Origin of the sequence: Polynucleobacter necessarius (assembly GCF_900096765.1) — a bacterium.
In the GTDB taxonomy this organism is placed as follows: domain Bacteria; phylum Pseudomonadota; class Gammaproteobacteria; order Burkholderiales; family Burkholderiaceae; genus Polynucleobacter; species Polynucleobacter necessarius_F.
In genome coordinates, this window is sequence record NZ_LT615228.1 from 301,659 (window position 1) to 316,856 (window position 15,198).

General features: G+C 45.0%; 17 protein-coding genes and 2 pseudogenes. 7 read left to right on the forward strand and 12 right to left on the reverse strand.

The features are described from left to right. Nucleotides 1-24: 24 nt before the first annotated feature. From selD to DXE33_RS09720, 8 genes and pseudogenes are all read right to left on the reverse strand, one after another. Entirely contained in the window at nucleotides 25-1,086 is a 1,062-nt protein-coding gene (gene selD / locus DXE33_RS01610; RefSeq protein WP_114638354.1) for a selenide, water dikinase SelD, read from the reverse strand. Nucleotide 1,087: 1 nt separating this feature from the next. Then, nucleotides 1,088-1,627: a TlpA family protein disulfide reductase gene (locus DXE33_RS01615; protein ID WP_114638355.1), complete on the reverse strand. Its 540-nt coding sequence runs from the start codon at nucleotides 1,625-1,627 to the stop codon at nucleotides 1,088-1,090. Nucleotides 1,628-1,644: 17 nt separating this feature from the next. After that, nucleotides 1,645-2,745, reverse strand: coding sequence for a transglutaminase-like domain-containing protein (locus DXE33_RS01620; RefSeq protein WP_114638356.1), 1,101 nt, complete (start codon nucleotides 2,743-2,745; stop codon nucleotides 1,645-1,647). Between the two features lie 57 nt (nucleotides 2,746-2,802). Next, complete coding sequence (locus DXE33_RS01625; protein WP_114638357.1) at nucleotides 2,803-4,086, reverse strand: DEAD/DEAH box helicase; 1,284 nt, start codon at nucleotides 4,084-4,086, stop codon at nucleotides 2,803-2,805. 139 nt (nucleotides 4,087-4,225) lie between these two features. After that, nucleotides 4,226-4,808, reverse strand: a pseudogene (locus tag DXE33_RS10625) (hypothetical protein). 17 nt (nucleotides 4,809-4,825) lie between these two features. Next, on the reverse strand, nucleotides 4,826-5,263 hold the full coding sequence (locus DXE33_RS01635) for a YbgC/FadM family acyl-CoA thioesterase (protein WP_114638358.1): 438 nt from the start codon (nucleotides 5,261-5,263) through the stop codon (nucleotides 4,826-4,828). A 5-nt stretch (nucleotides 5,264-5,268) separates the two neighbouring features. Then, nucleotides 5,269-5,394 (reverse strand): GNAT family N-acetyltransferase, encoded by a 126-nt coding sequence (locus DXE33_RS10630; protein ID WP_197711964.1) that lies wholly within the window; start codon nucleotides 5,392-5,394, stop codon nucleotides 5,269-5,271. A gap of 29 nt (nucleotides 5,395-5,423) precedes the next feature. Continuing rightward, nucleotides 5,424-5,693 (reverse strand): GNAT family N-acetyltransferase, encoded by a 270-nt coding sequence (locus DXE33_RS09720; RefSeq protein WP_197711965.1) that lies wholly within the window; start codon nucleotides 5,691-5,693, stop codon nucleotides 5,424-5,426. A gap of 164 nt (nucleotides 5,694-5,857) precedes the next feature. Here DXE33_RS09720 and DXE33_RS01645 point away from each other — a divergent pair, with 164 nt between their 5' ends. Then, complete coding sequence (locus DXE33_RS01645) at nucleotides 5,858-6,439, forward strand: hypothetical protein (RefSeq protein ID WP_114638359.1); 582 nt, start codon at nucleotides 5,858-5,860, stop codon at nucleotides 6,437-6,439. 63 nt (nucleotides 6,440-6,502) lie between these two features. On the opposite strand, the gene DXE33_RS01650 is transcribed toward DXE33_RS01645, so the two are convergent. The 3 genes from DXE33_RS01650 to DXE33_RS01660 are packed head-to-tail and all read right to left on the reverse strand — an operon-like array spanning nucleotide 6,503 to nucleotide 8,384. After that, nucleotides 6,503-6,727 (reverse strand): TOBE domain-containing protein, encoded by a 225-nt coding sequence (locus DXE33_RS01650; protein WP_087909723.1) that lies wholly within the window; start codon nucleotides 6,725-6,727, stop codon nucleotides 6,503-6,505. Between the two features lie 8 nt (nucleotides 6,728-6,735). Then, entirely contained in the window at nucleotides 6,736-7,566 is an 831-nt protein-coding gene (locus DXE33_RS01655) for a substrate-binding domain-containing protein (protein ID WP_197711966.1), read from the reverse strand. 44 nt (nucleotides 7,567-7,610) lie between these two features. Beyond that, on the reverse strand, nucleotides 7,611-8,384 hold the full coding sequence (locus tag DXE33_RS01660) for a substrate-binding domain-containing protein (RefSeq protein ID WP_114638361.1): 774 nt from the start codon (nucleotides 8,382-8,384) through the stop codon (nucleotides 7,611-7,613). Nucleotides 8,385-8,514: 130 nt separating this feature from the next. On the opposite strand from DXE33_RS01660, the gene DXE33_RS09725 reads away from it, so the two are divergent. The 4 genes and pseudogenes from DXE33_RS09725 to modA all read left to right on the forward strand — a co-directional run bounded on the left by DXE33_RS09725 (nucleotide 8,515) and on the right by modA (nucleotide 12,195). Further along, nucleotides 8,515-8,907, forward strand: coding sequence for a hypothetical protein (locus DXE33_RS09725; RefSeq protein WP_197711968.1), 393 nt, complete (start codon nucleotides 8,515-8,517; stop codon nucleotides 8,905-8,907). Then, nucleotides 8,891-9,546: pseudogene (locus DXE33_RS10505) on the forward strand (substrate-binding domain-containing protein). The gene DXE33_RS09725 and the pseudogene DXE33_RS10505 overlap by 17 nt, the downstream one beginning before the upstream one ends. 180 nt (nucleotides 9,547-9,726) lie before the next feature. After that, nucleotides 9,727-11,364 carry an OFA family MFS transporter gene (locus DXE33_RS01670; protein WP_114638362.1) on the forward strand — a complete coding sequence of 546 codons (1,638 nt, stop codon included), beginning with the start codon at nucleotides 9,727-9,729 and terminating at the stop codon, nucleotides 11,362-11,364. A 72-nt stretch (nucleotides 11,365-11,436) separates the two neighbouring features. Further along, complete coding sequence (modA, locus tag DXE33_RS01675; RefSeq protein WP_114638363.1) at nucleotides 11,437-12,195, forward strand: molybdate ABC transporter substrate-binding protein; 759 nt, start codon at nucleotides 11,437-11,439, stop codon at nucleotides 12,193-12,195. On the opposite strand, the gene DXE33_RS01680 is transcribed toward modA, so the two are convergent. After that, on the reverse strand, nucleotides 12,192-12,815 hold the full coding sequence (locus DXE33_RS01680) for an FMN-binding negative transcriptional regulator (RefSeq protein WP_114638364.1): 624 nt from the start codon (nucleotides 12,813-12,815) through the stop codon (nucleotides 12,192-12,194). The two genes, modA and DXE33_RS01680, sit on opposite strands and share 4 nt — an antisense overlap. A 206-nt stretch (nucleotides 12,816-13,021) precedes the next feature. Here DXE33_RS01680 and DXE33_RS01685 point away from each other — a divergent pair, with 206 nt between their 5' ends. Both DXE33_RS01685 and feoB read left to right on the forward strand, forming a co-directional pair. Next, nucleotides 13,022-13,267 carry a FeoA family protein gene (locus DXE33_RS01685; RefSeq protein WP_114638365.1) on the forward strand — a complete coding sequence of 82 codons (246 nt, stop codon included), beginning with the start codon at nucleotides 13,022-13,024 and terminating at the stop codon, nucleotides 13,265-13,267. Continuing rightward, complete coding sequence (feoB, locus tag DXE33_RS01690) at nucleotides 13,260-15,173, forward strand: ferrous iron transporter B (RefSeq protein ID WP_114638366.1); 1,914 nt, start codon at nucleotides 13,260-13,262, stop codon at nucleotides 15,171-15,173. The genes DXE33_RS01685 and feoB overlap by 8 nt, the downstream gene beginning before the upstream one ends. Nucleotides 15,174-15,198 lie beyond the last annotated feature (25 nt).

Here is a 15,198-nt window from a genome sequence, read left to right on the forward strand (position 1 = left end):
AAAAACCAATCAATAAATAGGGTATTAAGAGACAACTAACGGTTTTTCTTGGCGCTTGCTCATTTGACCAATCACCCTTGCGCCTAAAAAGTGATGTTGGTTGAAGATATCCAATACTTCTCTAACGCAATCAGGGCTACACGAGACAAGTAAGCCACCGCTAGTTTGAGGATCGGTTAGTAGGGCGCGTTGGGCTGCGGTAAATTGAGCCGATAGACCAACATCATCACCATAACTTTGCCAATTGCGATCTGAAGCTCCCGTAATAATTCCTTCGTCAGCTAAGGTTTGCACATTAGAGAGTAGGGGGACTTGACTCCAGTCAATGTGTGCTGTGCAGTTTGATCCTCTGGCGAGTTCTAAAGTGTGACCAGCCAAACCAAAACCGGTGACATCAGTTAAAGCATGTACACCTGACAGCTTTGCTAAATCTGGACCTGCAGAATTGAGTTTAGTGGTATTCGAAATCATTTCCCGATAACCATCAGGGCCGAGTATGTCTTTTTTCAAAGCCGCAGATAGAATGCCGACACCTAATGGCTTGCCCAGAATCAGAACATCACCCGGTTTGGCGCTGGCGTTGCTTTTGACACGTTTCGGATCAACGATACCAATAGCTACCAATCCATAAATTGGTTCTACAGAATCAATCGTGTGGCCGCCTGCAATCGGAATGCCGGCGCCACGACAAGCCTCTGCACCACCTTCCAGGATACGTGCAATAGTTTTATTTGATAAGACTTTAATCGGCATCCCAACTAGGGCAAGTGCAAATAGAGGAGTGCCACCCATGGCATAGATATCGCTGATGGCGTTCGTAGCGGCAATCTTTCCAAAATCAAACGGATCATCTACGATGGGCATAAAAAAATCAGTGGTAGCCACAATCGCTTGTGAGTCATTAATTTGGTACACCGCTGCATCATCAGAGGTTTCAATGCCGATGAGCAATTCTTTTGGAAAGGGTAGTTGCGGTACGTTTTTCAGAATCTCAGAAAGCACGCCCGGAGCAATTTTGCAACCGCAACCTCCGCCATGGGATAGGGAAGTGAGGCGTGGTTCAGTCATGATCGGTTCTGTATTCATATTATTGGCGTAAAAGTGCTTCTACTTTACCTTTAACTTCATCGCTATCCACATTATCGATCGCCCCAATCCAGACACCCTCAATTTTTCCAGTTTTACCAACCAGGAAGGTCGTGGGGATGCCGCGAGCATGCCAGGTTTTATAAGTAATACTGTTGCGATCGAGCAGAATTTCAATGCCATTTTCAGGCAGACCATTACCTCTGAGAAATTGAATGATGCGCGGCTTCATTTCCGCAAGATTGACTGCTAGAACAATAAGCCCTTTGCTACGATAGTTTTCTTGGAGTTGGGTGAGCTCTTCAAATTCTTCACGACAGGGTTCGCACCAGCTAGCCCAAAAATTAACAACGATGACTTTGCCTTTAAAGTCGGTAATGTTCACGGTTTTGCCAGATAGGTTCTGAAGCTGCAGAGTGGGGGCCTGAGTTAACCCCACTTGCGTCGCTGGTCGCCATTGTGCAAAAGCGCTTTGATTGCCAAGTAGAGCAAAGACAAAAGCCAGCGCTAGAAAATTATTAAGAGCTGGCTTAATCCGCATCAGAGTCAATTTATCGATTAGCCGATAAGGCGGCTGGTAATTTTGTACTTGAAATGATCGGGATCTAATGCATCAAAACGTCCTTCGGCATTCTCAGCTTGTGGGTACATCAAGAAAGGAATGTCACCTTTCTTGCCTAGCTTAGATCCTGGTAGGGCAATATCGTGATCATAGTTATAAGCCATCCAGTTCATTTCCCAATTGCCAAATAGGTAATCACGAATCGCTAACACTTTAGGATCGTTGACTGCCAGGCCACCAGTTTCTTCTAGGATGACCTTGCGAACGTCGGCGGGATCTACTGGAACCCAGCCAAAACCAGAGGCATAAAACTCGGCACGGCAGTGCTGCGCCTTAGTGATATCACCAGATTTACCTAAGCTCTTATAGCCGCGGGCAGAATCGGCGATTCGAATACCGTAGACATCCCGCGCTGGAATACCAGCAGATCTGGCTAATGCTACAAATACCGCATTGATATCCGCGCATTTACCACCAAGATTATTCGTCTCAAGCATCAACTTCACGTCACCTTGCCCACATCCGCGCGTCTTAGGGTCGCGGTGAGTGTTACCCACCACCCAGTTGTAGATAGCTTTTGCTTTTTCTACATCGCTTGCATTCGCAGGAAGATTAGCAAGACACTCTTGTGCTTTGGTTTTCACAATGCCATCAGTTGGTAGATACTGGGTTGCACGAGTCCAAAATTGTTGCTCTTGCTTAGATAGTTTCAAGGCAGGATTTGGGCTGGACATCTCTAGATTGCGATTTTGTGTGCTCACTAACATTGATACTTTGACGGTATGGTTAGTGGCTGACTTGTCCCATTTTGTCCAGAGCATGCGCGCTTGTTTATCGGGCGTTTCATAGATTTGATTCACCGCTTTGGGATCGCTTGCTTCTGGTCTGATTGCTAATGTGCGGAAATAATCGGTATTTAAAATGAGTGGTAACGGAATCCAAGTTTCAGCAGCACCGTTTGGGGAATCTAAATTAATCTCCGTCACGATTTCATAGGTAGTCCAGTTGGGTGCTGATTGTGCAAATACAGGGCCAAAAGCTGGCAATGCAAAAGCACCGGCAATCGTTTTCAGGGCGGAGCGTCGTGATGTAGTCATAACTAAGAAAAATGAGATGGGAAAGTGGGTTAATAGAGCCCCATTTTAACGAATCGGTTAGTGCTTGAAGCTTCTTTTAGGTGGGTTTAAACGTTTGGCGGGCGCCTTTTTTGGTGCACCACTAGAGTGAGATCCATTAGGACGAGGCTTTCTCGCTTGTTGATGTTGCTGGCTGCGCAGTTGAATCGGTTGGGCAACGGCGTTCGGATCTGGCTCAAATCCAGCAATGACTTCTTGCGGTAATTTTTGCTTAATGAGTTTTTCGATATCTCTGAGCATTTGGTGTTCATCCACGCAAACTAGAGAGACAGCAACCCCATTAGACCCGGCGCGGCCAGTGCGTCCAATGCGATGCACGTAATCCTCGGGCACATTCGGTAAGTCATAGTTCACGACATGCGGTAACTGATCAATATCAATGCCACGTGCTGCAATATCAGTTGCTACGAGTGCAGTGAGTATGCCGGCTTTAAAATCTGCCAGGGCTTTAGTGCGTGCGGTCTGACTCTTATTACCATGAATAGCCATGCTAGTAATGCCATCTTTTTCTAATTGGGTCACTAGCTTATTGGCACCATGCTTGGTGCGAGTAAAGACGAGTACTTGCTTCCAGTTATTACTCTGAATCAGGCGGGCCAAGAGAGGATGTTTCTTATTTCTATCGACCGGGTGGATTAATTGGGCAATGGCCTCATTGGTGCTATTGCTGCGGGCGACTTCAATAAGTTCAGGAGTGTTGAGAAGCCCATCTGCCAAAGCCTTTATCTCAGTAGAAAAAGTTGCTGAGAATAATAAGTTTTGCCTTTGCTGAGGCAGGGCAGCCAAAATCTTTTTGATATCACGCAAGAAACCCATGTCGAGCATTCGATCGGCTTCATCAAGGACGAGTATTTCAATATCGTTGAGTGAAACGCATTTTTGTGACATCAAATCGAGTAAGCGTCCTGGTGTGGCAACCAAAATATCTAAGCCGGCAGTAATTGCTTTGATCTGTGGATTAGCGCCGACACCGCCAAAAATAACGGCGGATTTAAGGTCTGTGTATTTTCCATAGGTGACAACGGATTCTTGCACTTGCGCAGCAAGCTCTCTGGTCGGAGTCAGAATCAAGACGCGCAATACACGTTTGCTGTGATGGGATTTGGTGCTGCTCAAACGCTGCAAGATCGGTAGGGTAAAGCCTGCAGTTTTGCCAGTTCCAGTTTGTGCGGCAGCTAATAAATCACCCCCTTTTAATACGGCGGGAATTGACTTTGCCTGAATGGGTGTGGGGCTGGTATAGCCCTCTTCAGCAATGGCGCGAAGAATGGGTTCTGATAAACCAAGATCTGTAAATAACATAGGGGCCAATAAAAGTATTGACCCGTATTCAATGTATTTAAAAAATCGACTATCCCGGTCAATGGGGTAAGCTGCTTTGCAGATGCAATTGCAGTAAGAGGTTCTATTTTAAGTCATCCACTAATCAGAACCTAACTTATTAGCCTATGGTGCTCCACAGGTTGGGCACAACGGTATTGGCATAGCCTGAGATAAATGATTTTTCTGCGCCGGTGACGGGATCAAAGACAGATCGGGAGATTCTGCCGATATTGCCACCATAGACATGAATGCTAATTGAAGTCTGATCGCTTAAGTTGTTCTGAACCACATGAATATCGTGAGTATTGGGTGATACCGTATCGACATGACCGGGAGGGCAGATGCATGAGTGGCCTGCGCTAAAGCTGCCATCATCTTGTCGATAGAAGGGGATACCTTTTTCTTCACCACGTAATTGACCAACCATCCCCCAGACAGTGTGATTGTGAATTGGAGTTTTTTTGACCAGGACCCCAAACAAAACTCACGACCGAAAAGCAATCCAAGGGGTCGGCATAAAGAAGGTATTGTTGGTAGTACTGTGGGTGTGGTTTGGTAAATTCTGCAGGGAGCCAATCATCGACGGCGATTAAATTTTCTAGAAGCTGCTTGCTTTTGGTGAAAATAATTGCTTCGCTTGGGTTTTGAGCCAGCAAAAGACTCAGCTCTTTGACAAAGGTCAGTAATTTCCCATCAGACATGCTGTGCTCCATTGTATCTACTCTTCTGTTGTAAAAATCCCGTCAGGCCAAGCCTTTGGTTTGAGTGTGACGGTATCAACGCACACAATGTGCAATAGTGCACTAGCAATGACTTGTAGTTCATCACTATCGGGTGCTTTGCGCTGAGCAGTTTGTTTTACGGAAACTTGTGTGCGGCCCCGATGTTCAATGATTTGATCAATATGCAAAATGTCATCTAGACGACCGGGCTTATAGAAGTTCATGGTGAGCTCGCGCACCGGCATCACAATACCCAGTTCATTAATCAGCTTGGTGGGGCTCAAACCTCTCTGAGCAAGCCACTCTGCGCGACTACGCTCAAATATCTCTAGGTAACGTCCGTGATAAACGAATCCAGCAGCATCAGTATCTGAATAGCAGACACGATGAATATAAGGGTGCTTCAGGTGAGCTTGAGCGGGGCTAGTGGTCATAACATTCAGTTTTGTGGTGGCAATATGAGCATCATATTACGATGGGCAATACCAGCCTCATCATAAGTAGGTCCATTAGTGATAAAGCCCTGTTTTTCATAAAAGGGAATGGCGGTAATCTGGGAGTGCAAGATTAAACGCCGTATTTCTTTCTGCTGGGCTAAATCAAACTCAAAAGAATGCGCGTGCCAACTCCGCGGCCTCTAAAAGAGGGCAATATAGCCATTCGCCCAATTTGGCCTTCATCAGATCCCAGTAAAACTAGTCTGCCCGTTCCAATAGCTTTGTCACCTTGGTAGGCAAGCGCATGCCAAGCCAAGTCATCAAATTGATCAATTTCCATATCCTCGGGCACATCCTGCTCTTGGATAAAGACCTTCTCGCGAATGCGAAAGGCATCATGGTGAGCATGCTCCCAAGAATTAATCAAGATCTCTATGTTTTTCAATGGCTTAGAGTGGACTCGTGGGTTAATCAATATATATCGCCTTAATTTACCAAATTAGCGATCGTAATTAAATCTGTCGTGGTTACAATAAAACTGACGCTCCTCTTTGGGGTGCCGTCTCAACCATTATTCATTTAGGAGTTATCTTGAAGAAATCTTTACTAGCTAGTTTATTTGTTGCAGTTGGCATTACCTGCGCAAGTTCTGTTTTTGCTCAAGCCCCTGCAAAAATGTTGCCATTGGCAGCTGATGTAGTTGTGCTTACAGCAACAGTGGATTCTGTGGATGTGAAGAATCGCATTGTTGTATTGAAAGATGCTAATGGTAATTTGGCGCAAATGAATGTTGCTAAGTCAGTAAATGATTTAGATAAAGTTAAAAAGGGCGATGTGTTTGCTATTGAGCATGCACAGGCGATTGCCGTTGGTTTAACTGCTGCTTCAAAGGGTGCTAAGCCAGGCGTGTCTGGGGTCCGTTCTGTGACTATCGCTGGTAAAGGTTCTGCTAAGCCATTTGAAGAGACTACAGACACTATTTATGCGACAGTAAAAATTGGAACTATTGATCAAAAAACGCGTATTGTGACTTTCACATTGCCAAGTGGTGAAAAACAAAAAGTGAAGGTTGATCAATCTGTTCTCGGCCTTGAGAAATTCAAAGCAGGTGACGATGTTATTGTTGAATTCGTTGACGATACAGCTATTGGCTTCGTTACACCGAAGAAATAGGTTTTACTGATTTGATAAAAAAGCCCGCAAATGCGGGCTTTTTTGTTGAGCATTCAATGAATGCTAGGCGCTTTTAGCCACCATCACATCAGAGGCTTTAATTACTGCCCAAGCCTGATCGCCAACTTTCAGGTTAAGTTCATCTACCGCTTCGTTGGTGATAGAGGCAGTCACAATGTGTCCCCCACCGATATCGAGTTTTACATGAGAGGTGGTTTGACCCATCTTGAGTTCAACAACTTTTCCGCTCAAGGTGTTACGAGCGCTTAATTTCACTTTGAGCTCCATGGCTTCTCCTAGTAGGTATATTGCTTAGCGTATGCAGCATCATTATAAAGAGGCTCTGGATACGTCGACTTTCCATAGTTTCTAATTATGCTCTGACCCTCGCTAGAGGCTACAAACTGAATAAATTTCACAGCAAGCTCTCGATTTGCGCTTGCGCCGGCAGGGGCAGCAAGAGCATCGTAGGTATTGACTAAGAATTTATCGCCTCGATACAGAATTTGTAGCTTGGGCGCAATATTCTTCTCTGCAACCCAAGTGCTGCTGTCCGTCATGAAATAGGCATTTTCGGAATTAACCCTTTTTAGAGATGCGGTCATAAAGTCATTGGTGACTATGTACCAATTGCCAGTGGGTGTAATCCCGGCTTTTTTCCAGAGATCCATTTCTTTTTGATGTGTACCAGATTTATCGCCCCTCGATATGAATTTTGCTTCTGACTTTGCAATCTTGGTATAGGCATCGACTCCGCTGCCGGAGGAGCTGACATGCGCTGGGTCGCTCTTGGGTCCGACAATATAAAACTCATTTGAGCCAATTAAAGTTCTATTGCTTGCCCAACCTTCGACAACGGCTTTATTAACGGCATCGGGAGCATGAACCATGATCATATCCACCTGCTCACTTTTCAGAAGATTGAGTGAGGCGCCACTCCCAGCCTTAATCCAAATTAGGCGAGCACCTTCCTGTTGATCAAAAGCCTCACCTAGTGCCTGCAGGAGGCCGAGCTCGCCAGGGCTACCTGTCGCTAAGGTGAAACTTTGTTTACCTTTGCCATAGATTGCCTCGGGTGTTATCGGATTATTTTGTGCCATCACCACTTGGGTTCCAATGCTTGTCATTAGACCGAACAGTAGGGTGCGAAACACTTGAATTGACGACATGATTATTTTTTGGCATTTGGGAAGAAGAGTTGCTCGCCACCAATTTGATAGCTGGCAATTACATCCTGACCATTCTTAGAGATGAGCCAGTCAATAAATGCCTGTCCTTCAGCCCTTTTAACACTTGGAAATTTAGCTGGGTTCACAAGCATTACACCGTACTGATTGAAAAGTTTGGGATCGCCTTGCACCAAGATCGTAAGGTCGCCTCTATTTTTAAAGCTTAGCCAGGTAGCGCGATCAGCCAGAATATATGCATTCATGGCAGAAGCTGTGTTTAGGGCTGGACCCATTCCAGATCCTGTTTCTTTGTACCATGGCTGGCTTGGTGAAACCGCAATACCAGCGTCTTTCCAATAGCGTAATTCGGCTGCATGAGTGCCACTCTTGTCGCCGCGAGATATAAATGGTGATTGTGTTGTTGCAATCTTTTGTAGTGCAGCTTGAATATCTTTGCCGCCACCAATTTTCGCTGGATCAGATTTGGGGCCAATTAAAACAAAGTCGTTGTACATCACTTCATTGCGCTTAGTGGAATAACCTTCTTGAACAAAGAGTTCCTCGGCTGGCTTATCGTGAACAAAAACGACGTCAGCATCTCCGCGACGGCCAATATCCAAGGCCTGACCAGTGCCCACAGCAACCACTTTCACATCAATGCCAGTTTTCATTTTGAAAATTGGCAGGATGTAGCCAAACAGGCCAGATTGCTCTGTAGAAGTAGTGGAGGACACCACAATACTTTTCTCTTGTGCTGCTGCGGGTGATAAGTGCATCAGCAACGACAGGAAGAGGGCGCTTAAAAAGGGTTTCAGTAAGTATTTTTTCATATTGGTGCACCAAGTAAAGAATTAAGTTACTATCATCGCATATATTAAAACTATTTGAATATGCAAATATTTACATATGCAAATTGAGATTAGACCAACTCTGATTTTCGAGAATCGGGGCGAACGACCCCCTCCAATTGATTTGGTGTGGGTCTGTCATGTTTTAAAAGATATTGGTCGCGGCAGCTCATTAGTATCGGCAAGCAAAAAATCAGGGGCATCCTATAGAAGAAGCGTATGGGGCAAGATGAATGATGTTGAAGCTGCGCTAGGGGCACCGTTAATCACCAGAACTAAGGGACATGGTTCTAAGCTAACTGAGTTCGGCGAGTTTTTAATTCAATTTGTTGACGAAATGCAGTCAGCCTTTACAAAGTACGGTGACTCTTATCAGGAAGTTCTATCTAAAGAGATCAAGAAGATACAAAAATCCGAGAGCGTGAAGTGGAAGTTTGCATCTTGCATCTAGTAGCGATTCGATTATTCAGAGAGCTGCTGGAGAAATTAAAGGTTTTGATTTAAAGATTGCAGGATCTGGTGAATCTTTAGAAAGACTACTTAATTATGAGGCTCACGTTGCTGGATATCACGTATCTGACGAGAGGAGTTCTAGGGCAATTCATCATCGCTTATCAAAAAACGATATACAGATTTATCCAGTAATGAAGCGCACTCAAGGCTTTATTGTTAAAAAAGCAATCCTTTGCAGATTAAATCGATTGAGGATTTGCTCAATCGAAAAATCCGTTTCATTAACCGTCAAATTGGATCCGGCACTAGGCTTTTGTTTAATACTTTATTAATTGATGAGGGTATTGATCCCTCTGAAATAAGCGGTTATCTCCATGAAGAATTTACACATACTGCTATAGCTAACGCCATACTGGCCGGCAAGGCTGATGTTGGGCTGGGTGTAAAAAATATTGCTATAGAAAATGGTCTTGGTTTTGTGCCATTAAAAGACGAAGTCTTTTTTATTGCCATGCATAAGGAGATGACTGCTCAGGCAGAAGCTGCCAAATTAATTCGAAAAATACGAAGCTATTCTGGGGACACGCCTGGCTATAAGGCAGTTAGTTTAAATAGGCAAATTGAGGGTTGGCTTTAATTTCGCCTGGCGTTGATTAGGAGTGATGCTACCAACTTTTTATTTTTTACTACTTAAGTAGAGTTCATTCCCATGTGTATCTTTTGGTAAATTTTGGTAAGTTGTGGTGCAAGTGAAGTTTGAATTAATAATTATTAAAAACGTTGAAGATAAAAACGTTGAAGACAAAAGGGAGACAGAATGTTTCATTTATTAGATAAAGAAAGAACTATTGCGGGTCCAGGCTTTAATCGCTGGCTCGTACCACCGGCGGCATTGGCTATTCACCTCTGTATTGGTATGGCTTATGGCTTTTCAGTTTTCTGGTTGCCGCTATCCAAAGCTCTGGGGGTATCCCAAGGTGGGACTGAAGCGATTAAATGTGCGGCAGATGTTGGTTTCTTTGCGCAGTTATTCACCACCACTTGTGATTGGCAAATATCTACACTTGGCTGGATGTACACCATGTTCTTCGTATTACTCGGTTCATCTGCTGCTCTCTGGGGTGGTTGGTTGGAGCGTGCAGGCCCCCGTAAAGCTGGTGTAGTTGCCGCGTTTTGTTGGTGTGGCGGCATGCTCTTCTCAGCGCTAGGTGTCTATCTTCACCAATTTTGGATGATGATTCTGGGCTCTGGTGTAATTGGCGGCATTGGCTTGGGTCTTGGTTATATCTCGCCAGTTTCTACTTTGATTAAGTGGTTCCCCGATCGTCGCGGTATGGCGACGGGTATGGCGATTATGGGTTTTGGTGGTGGCGCGATGATTGGCTCACCATTGGCTGCAATTCTCATGAAATACTTTGCCACTCCAACGAGCGTTGGTGTTGCACAAACCTTTGTTGTGATGGCTCTTGGCTACTTTGTTTATATGATGGCTGGTGCCTTTGGTTATCGCATTCCTGCGAGTGACTGGAAACCAGCTGGCTGGACTCCACCCGCAAACCAAACTAATAATGCCATGATCACTACACGTAGTGTGAATGTCAAAAAAGTATGGGGTATCCCACAGTTCTGGTTGGTGTGGATGGTTCTGTGTATGAACGTTTCTGCTGGCATTGGTGTGATCGGCATGGCTTCTCCAATGCTACAAGAGGTGTTTGCAGGTAGCTTAATTGGCGTTCAACAAACATTCACAGAGTTGGATAAGACCCAGCTCACTGCCATTGCGGGCGTTGCTGCTGGCTTTACTGCGCTGTTAAGTCTCTTTAATATTGGTGGCCGCTTCTTTTGGGCCAGCTTGTCTGATAAGTTAGGCCGCAAGATGACATACATTGTCTTCTTTGTTTTAGGTGGTGCTCTGTATTTCAGTATTCCAAGTAGTGCTGCCGCGGGTAATTTGCACTTATTCGTTGGCGCTTTTTGCATCATCTTGAGTATGTATGGCGGTGGCTTTGCCACTGTTCCTGCATATTTAGCTGACCTATTTGGAACGCAGATGGTGGGCGCGATTCATGGTCGTTTATTAACTGCTTGGGCTACAGCTGGTATCTTGGGTCCAGTTGTCGTTAACTACATGCGCGACTATCAATTGAGTTTAGGTCTGCCGCGTGCTCAGGTTTACAACCAAACAATGTATATCTTGGTTGGTATGCTGGCAATTGGGCTGGTTTGTAATTTGATGGTTCGTCCAGTGGCTGATAAGTGGTTTATGACCGATGAAGAGTTGGCGCAAGAGAAGAAGCTGGCCCATGAAAAAGCCCTGAGCGCGATTGTTAAGGGTGAGGCAGGCCATGAGCATACTTCTGTAGCAACCGTTTACTTGGCTTGGGCTGCAGTAGGTGTTCCTCTTGCTTGGGGCGTCTATAAAACCTTCTTAAGTGCCTTGAAGTTGCTGGGATAACAAGCGATCTTTGTAGTTATTGACGACCCTTTTTTGGGGTCGTTTTTTATTTCCATCGGCTAGAATGAATTGATGAGATTGATTCGTTTTCCTCTATTGTTTTTACTGTTCATCCTTTGCGCAAACCTTGCAATTGCGCAAACGACAACAGTTGCAGTTGCCGCGAACATGAAGGATGCTTTTACTGAAGTTGTCTCTGCTTTTAAAGAAGGCGGAAAAGCTGAGATGCGTGTTGTTTATGGCTCATCAGGGAACTTTGCCACCCAGATCATGAATGGTGCGCCTTTTAATCTATTTATTGCAGCAGATGAGCGTTTTCCTTTAGAGCTTTACAAGAATGGCAAGGCGGTAAATGAGGGTGTTGTCTACGCGATTGGCAAGCTGGCTATCATCTCCAAGACCTCATCAGGTATTGCGCTTGTAGAGAGCAAAGTGGATATAGCTAAGGCTATCGCCAGGGCTAATAAGGTTGCCATTGCCAAGCCTGAATTAGCGCCATATGGTAAGGCGGCCGTTGAATATCTCAAGGCAGAAGGTCTCTGGGATCAAGCGAAGGATAGGTTGGTCTATGGAGATAACATTGGTGTGGCGACCACTTACGTGGTGACAGGCGCAGCGGATATTGGTTTTACTGCTTTGTCCTTAGCAAAATCCCCAGATGTTTCCAAAGAGACTAGTTTTATAGTCTTGAACAGTAATTCGTATGAACCAATTAAGCAAAGGATGGTACTGATTAAAGGTGCGCCAGCAGAGGCGGTAGATTTATATCAATTTATGCAAAGTGCACAAGCTAAATCAATACTGCGTAAATATGGTTACACCACGCCTTAATCTTTTTTCATGTACTCACGCATGGCTTGCAAGATCTCTTGTGGCGACTGCTCTAGTTTTTCTACCACTGCGTCATAGTCTTCGGGTGGGTGGTTTTGGCTGAGCTTAAACTTGCCTATCAGACTTTGAATATCAATCTCAATACCGATGATGGCTTTGAGCATCATCTGAACATACTCTTCAGGAGCGTCATCGAGCTTCCAGTCGGATCGGTAGGTTGGCTCATGAATATTAGTCATCTGCGCTACGTGACTTCGTAACCATTGCGCATCATCAATGAGTTTAATTTGGCCTTGAGCATGTACCACTGCGTAATTCCAAGTTGGCACTACCTTGCCTGTTTCTTTTTTAGAGGGGTACCATGTTGGTGTAATGTAGGCATTAGGGCCATTAAATATCGCTGTGACTGCAGTAGCGCCGCTGCCAGCAATTTTAATGAGGGGGTTGACCCTGGCAATGTGTCCATAGAGTTTACTGTTGTCGCTGCTTAACATAAGCGGGAGATGATTAATTTCAAGTTGACCATCTAAATTGCCTACTATCGTAGCTAGAGGATATTCAGCAATGAGTTGCGCTAGTAGTGTAGGGTCGTCAACCGAGAAGTGTTTTGGTAGGTACATAAGAAGGCTCTATAGCTCTATTGGATTGCATCTGCACATCTTACATCTCAATATGGGCTCTGAGACCATGGAAATTGACTGCGATGCATCCTCTGTATTCGCGGGATTAATGTTTGGCACTGATGCATTGTAAATGAGAACTATTCTCAATAATAAGGTATATAATGAGAATGGTTCCTATTAATTGATAAAAGTGACAAGCCTCCATGCAGCTGGATCAGGTAGAAATTGATCTTACCTACCGCGTGAACGCGGTAAACGCACCCAAGGGTGCCCCTCAAATTAAGGGGCAGTTGGAGGATATTGGCTTTTTGCCTGGCGAGCAGGTAACACTTTTACGCAAGGGGCTGCTCAAAAGAGGTCCGTATTTAGTGAGGGTTGGAGCATCAACTTTTGCCTTGCGTCAATCAGAGGCGCGAATGATTGAAGTTGAATTGTTAGTGCATGCCTGAATCCACCATCCATTTTTATCCAAGTGAGCCACTAGTAGCGCTATTGGGAAACCCCAACTGTGGCAAAACTGCTTTATTTAACCTGCTTACAGGTAGTCGCCAGAAGGTAGCTAATTACTCTGGCGTGACAGTTGAGCGCAAAGAAGGTCGACTTTCTCTGTCTTCCGGAAAAAATATTCGTATCCTCGATTTACCCGGTGCCTACAGCTTATATCCCCGATCTTTAGATGAGCGCGTAACTTGTAATGTATTGCTCGGGCGCGCAGAAGGGGAGAAGCGTCCTGATTTAGTATTGTGTGTCTTAAGTGCCATGAATCTACGCCGTAATCTGCGCTTAGTCTTGGCTGCTAAGCGTCTGGGTTTACCATGTATCGTCGTCTTAAATATGCTCGATATTGCTAAGCGTCATGGTTTGCGGATTGATACGGAAAAACTCTCCCAAGAATTAGGCTTGCCGGTTCTGACCAGTGTTGGCATCCAGAGCGACGGTGCCGATGAGATTAAATCATTTTTATCTCAATTAGATTGGCGCGATTTGAACTCATTGCGCACTGGTACCAGTGACGCTACCCTTGAAAACGTCGCCTCTCACATTGCGCATACCGAGTCTGATAACGTACAGGTTCAGCGTATTTTGCAAAATATGGGCTTGGATCAAATTATTCCAGATCAATTAAGCGATCGCCTTGATTCGGTATTGCTCCATCCTGTATTTGGACCCATCATTTTGGTAGTCTTATTGTTCTGTATCTTCCAAGCGGTTTTTAGTTGGGCGGTGCTACCGATGGAGTTGATTAAAAACGCCGTTGAATATTTGGGCGGTCAAATCGTAGAGCTCTTGCCGAATAATTGGTTACGCAGCCTGTTGATTAACGGTATCTTGGCTGGTCTCGGTGGAGTAGTTATTTTCTTGCCCCAAATTTTGATTTTGTTTTTCTTTATTTTGTTGCTTGAAGAATCTGGATACCTTCCAAGAGCTGCGTATTTATTAGATCGAGTCATGGGCTCGGTGGGTTTATCGGGGCGCTCGTTCATACCGCTTCTATCGAGCTTTGCTTGTGCGATTCCCGGTATTATGGCTACGCGAAGTATTTCAAATGCACGAGATCGATTGGTAACGATTTTAATTGCACCGATGATGACGTGCTCCGCTCGACTTCCGGTGTATGCCTTGTTAATTTCCGCGTTTATTCCCCAACAAAAATTAGGGGGAAATATCGACCTGCAGGGCTTAGTCTTATTTTTGCTTTATCTCGCCGGTATCTTGGGTGCTATGGCAGTAGCCTGGATCCTCAAGCGCTTTACTAGTGAGCAATTGAGGATGAATGCCTTAATGATGGAGTTGCCTAGTTATCACATGCCACGTTTCGGCAACCTTGCTATTAGTTTGTGGCAACGAGCTGAAATATTCTTGCGTCGAGTGGGCGGCATTATTTTGATAATGACTATTGGACTTTGGGTCTTATCGAGTTTTCCACTACCACCAGCGGGGGCTACAGAGGCGCCGATTCAGTATAGCTTTGCTGGAATGTTAGGTCAGGCCTTAAGCCATCTCTTTTCGCCAATCGGATTTAATTGGCAGATCAGTATTGCATTAGTGCCCGGTATGGCCGCGCGTGAAGTGGTGGTGAGCTCGCTGGCAACAGTCTATGCTTTATCTAGTTCTAGTGCTGATGCTGCAGAAGCACTTATACCCTTAATTTCTGGTGACTGGTCATTGGCGACTGCTTTATCGCTCCTGGCTTGGTTTGTTTTTGCGCCTCAGTGCCTCTCTACCATTGCCACTGTTAAGCGAGAGACTGGTGGCTGGAAAATCCCAGTCATTATGCTGACTTACCTTTTTGTCTTGGCATACATAGCCTCATTCATTACTTATCAAATTGCTCTGTATTTTGGTCTTGGATAGCTGGGCGCCAAACATAAATTCCCAA

Coding starts and splice junctions, on each gene's coding strand:
- selD (WP_114638354.1), bottom strand. CDS start 1,086: ATGAATACAGAACCGATCATGACTGAACCACGCCTCACTTCCCTATCC.
- DXE33_RS01615 (WP_114638355.1), bottom strand. CDS start 1,627: ATGCGGATTAAGCCAGCTCTTAATAATTTTCTAGCGCTGGCTTTTGTC.
- DXE33_RS01620 (WP_114638356.1), bottom strand. CDS start 2,745: ATGACTACATCACGACGCTCCGCCCTGAAAACGATTGCCGGTGCTTTT.
- DXE33_RS01625 (WP_114638357.1), bottom strand. CDS start 4,086: ATGTTATTTACAGATCTTGGTTTATCAGAACCCATTCTTCGCGCCATT.
- DXE33_RS01635 (WP_114638358.1), bottom strand. CDS start 5,263: ATGACCACTAGCCCCGCTCAAGCTCACCTGAAGCACCCTTATATTCAT.
- DXE33_RS01650 (WP_087909723.1), bottom strand. CDS start 6,727: ATGGAGCTCAAAGTGAAATTAAGCGCTCGTAACACCTTGAGCGGAAAA.
- DXE33_RS01655 (WP_197711966.1), bottom strand. CDS start 7,566: ATGACAAGCATTGGAACCCAAGTGGTGATGGCACAAAATAATCCGATA.
- DXE33_RS01660 (WP_114638361.1), bottom strand. CDS start 8,384: ATGCACTTATCACCCGCAGCAGCACAAGAGAAAAGTATTGTGGTGTCC.
- DXE33_RS09725 (WP_197711968.1), top strand. CDS start 8,515: ATGCAAATTGAGATTAGACCAACTCTGATTTTCGAGAATCGGGGCGAA.
- DXE33_RS01670 (WP_114638362.1), top strand. CDS start 9,727: ATGTTTCATTTATTAGATAAAGAAAGAACTATTGCGGGTCCAGGCTTT.
- modA (WP_114638363.1), top strand. CDS start 11,437: ATGAGATTGATTCGTTTTCCTCTATTGTTTTTACTGTTCATCCTTTGC.
- DXE33_RS01680 (WP_114638364.1), bottom strand. CDS start 12,815: ATGTACCTACCAAAACACTTCTCGGTTGACGACCCTACACTACTAGCG.
- DXE33_RS01685 (WP_114638365.1), top strand. CDS start 13,022: ATGCAGCTGGATCAGGTAGAAATTGATCTTACCTACCGCGTGAACGCG.
- feoB (WP_114638366.1), top strand. CDS start 13,260: ATGCCTGAATCCACCATCCATTTTTATCCAAGTGAGCCACTAGTAGCG.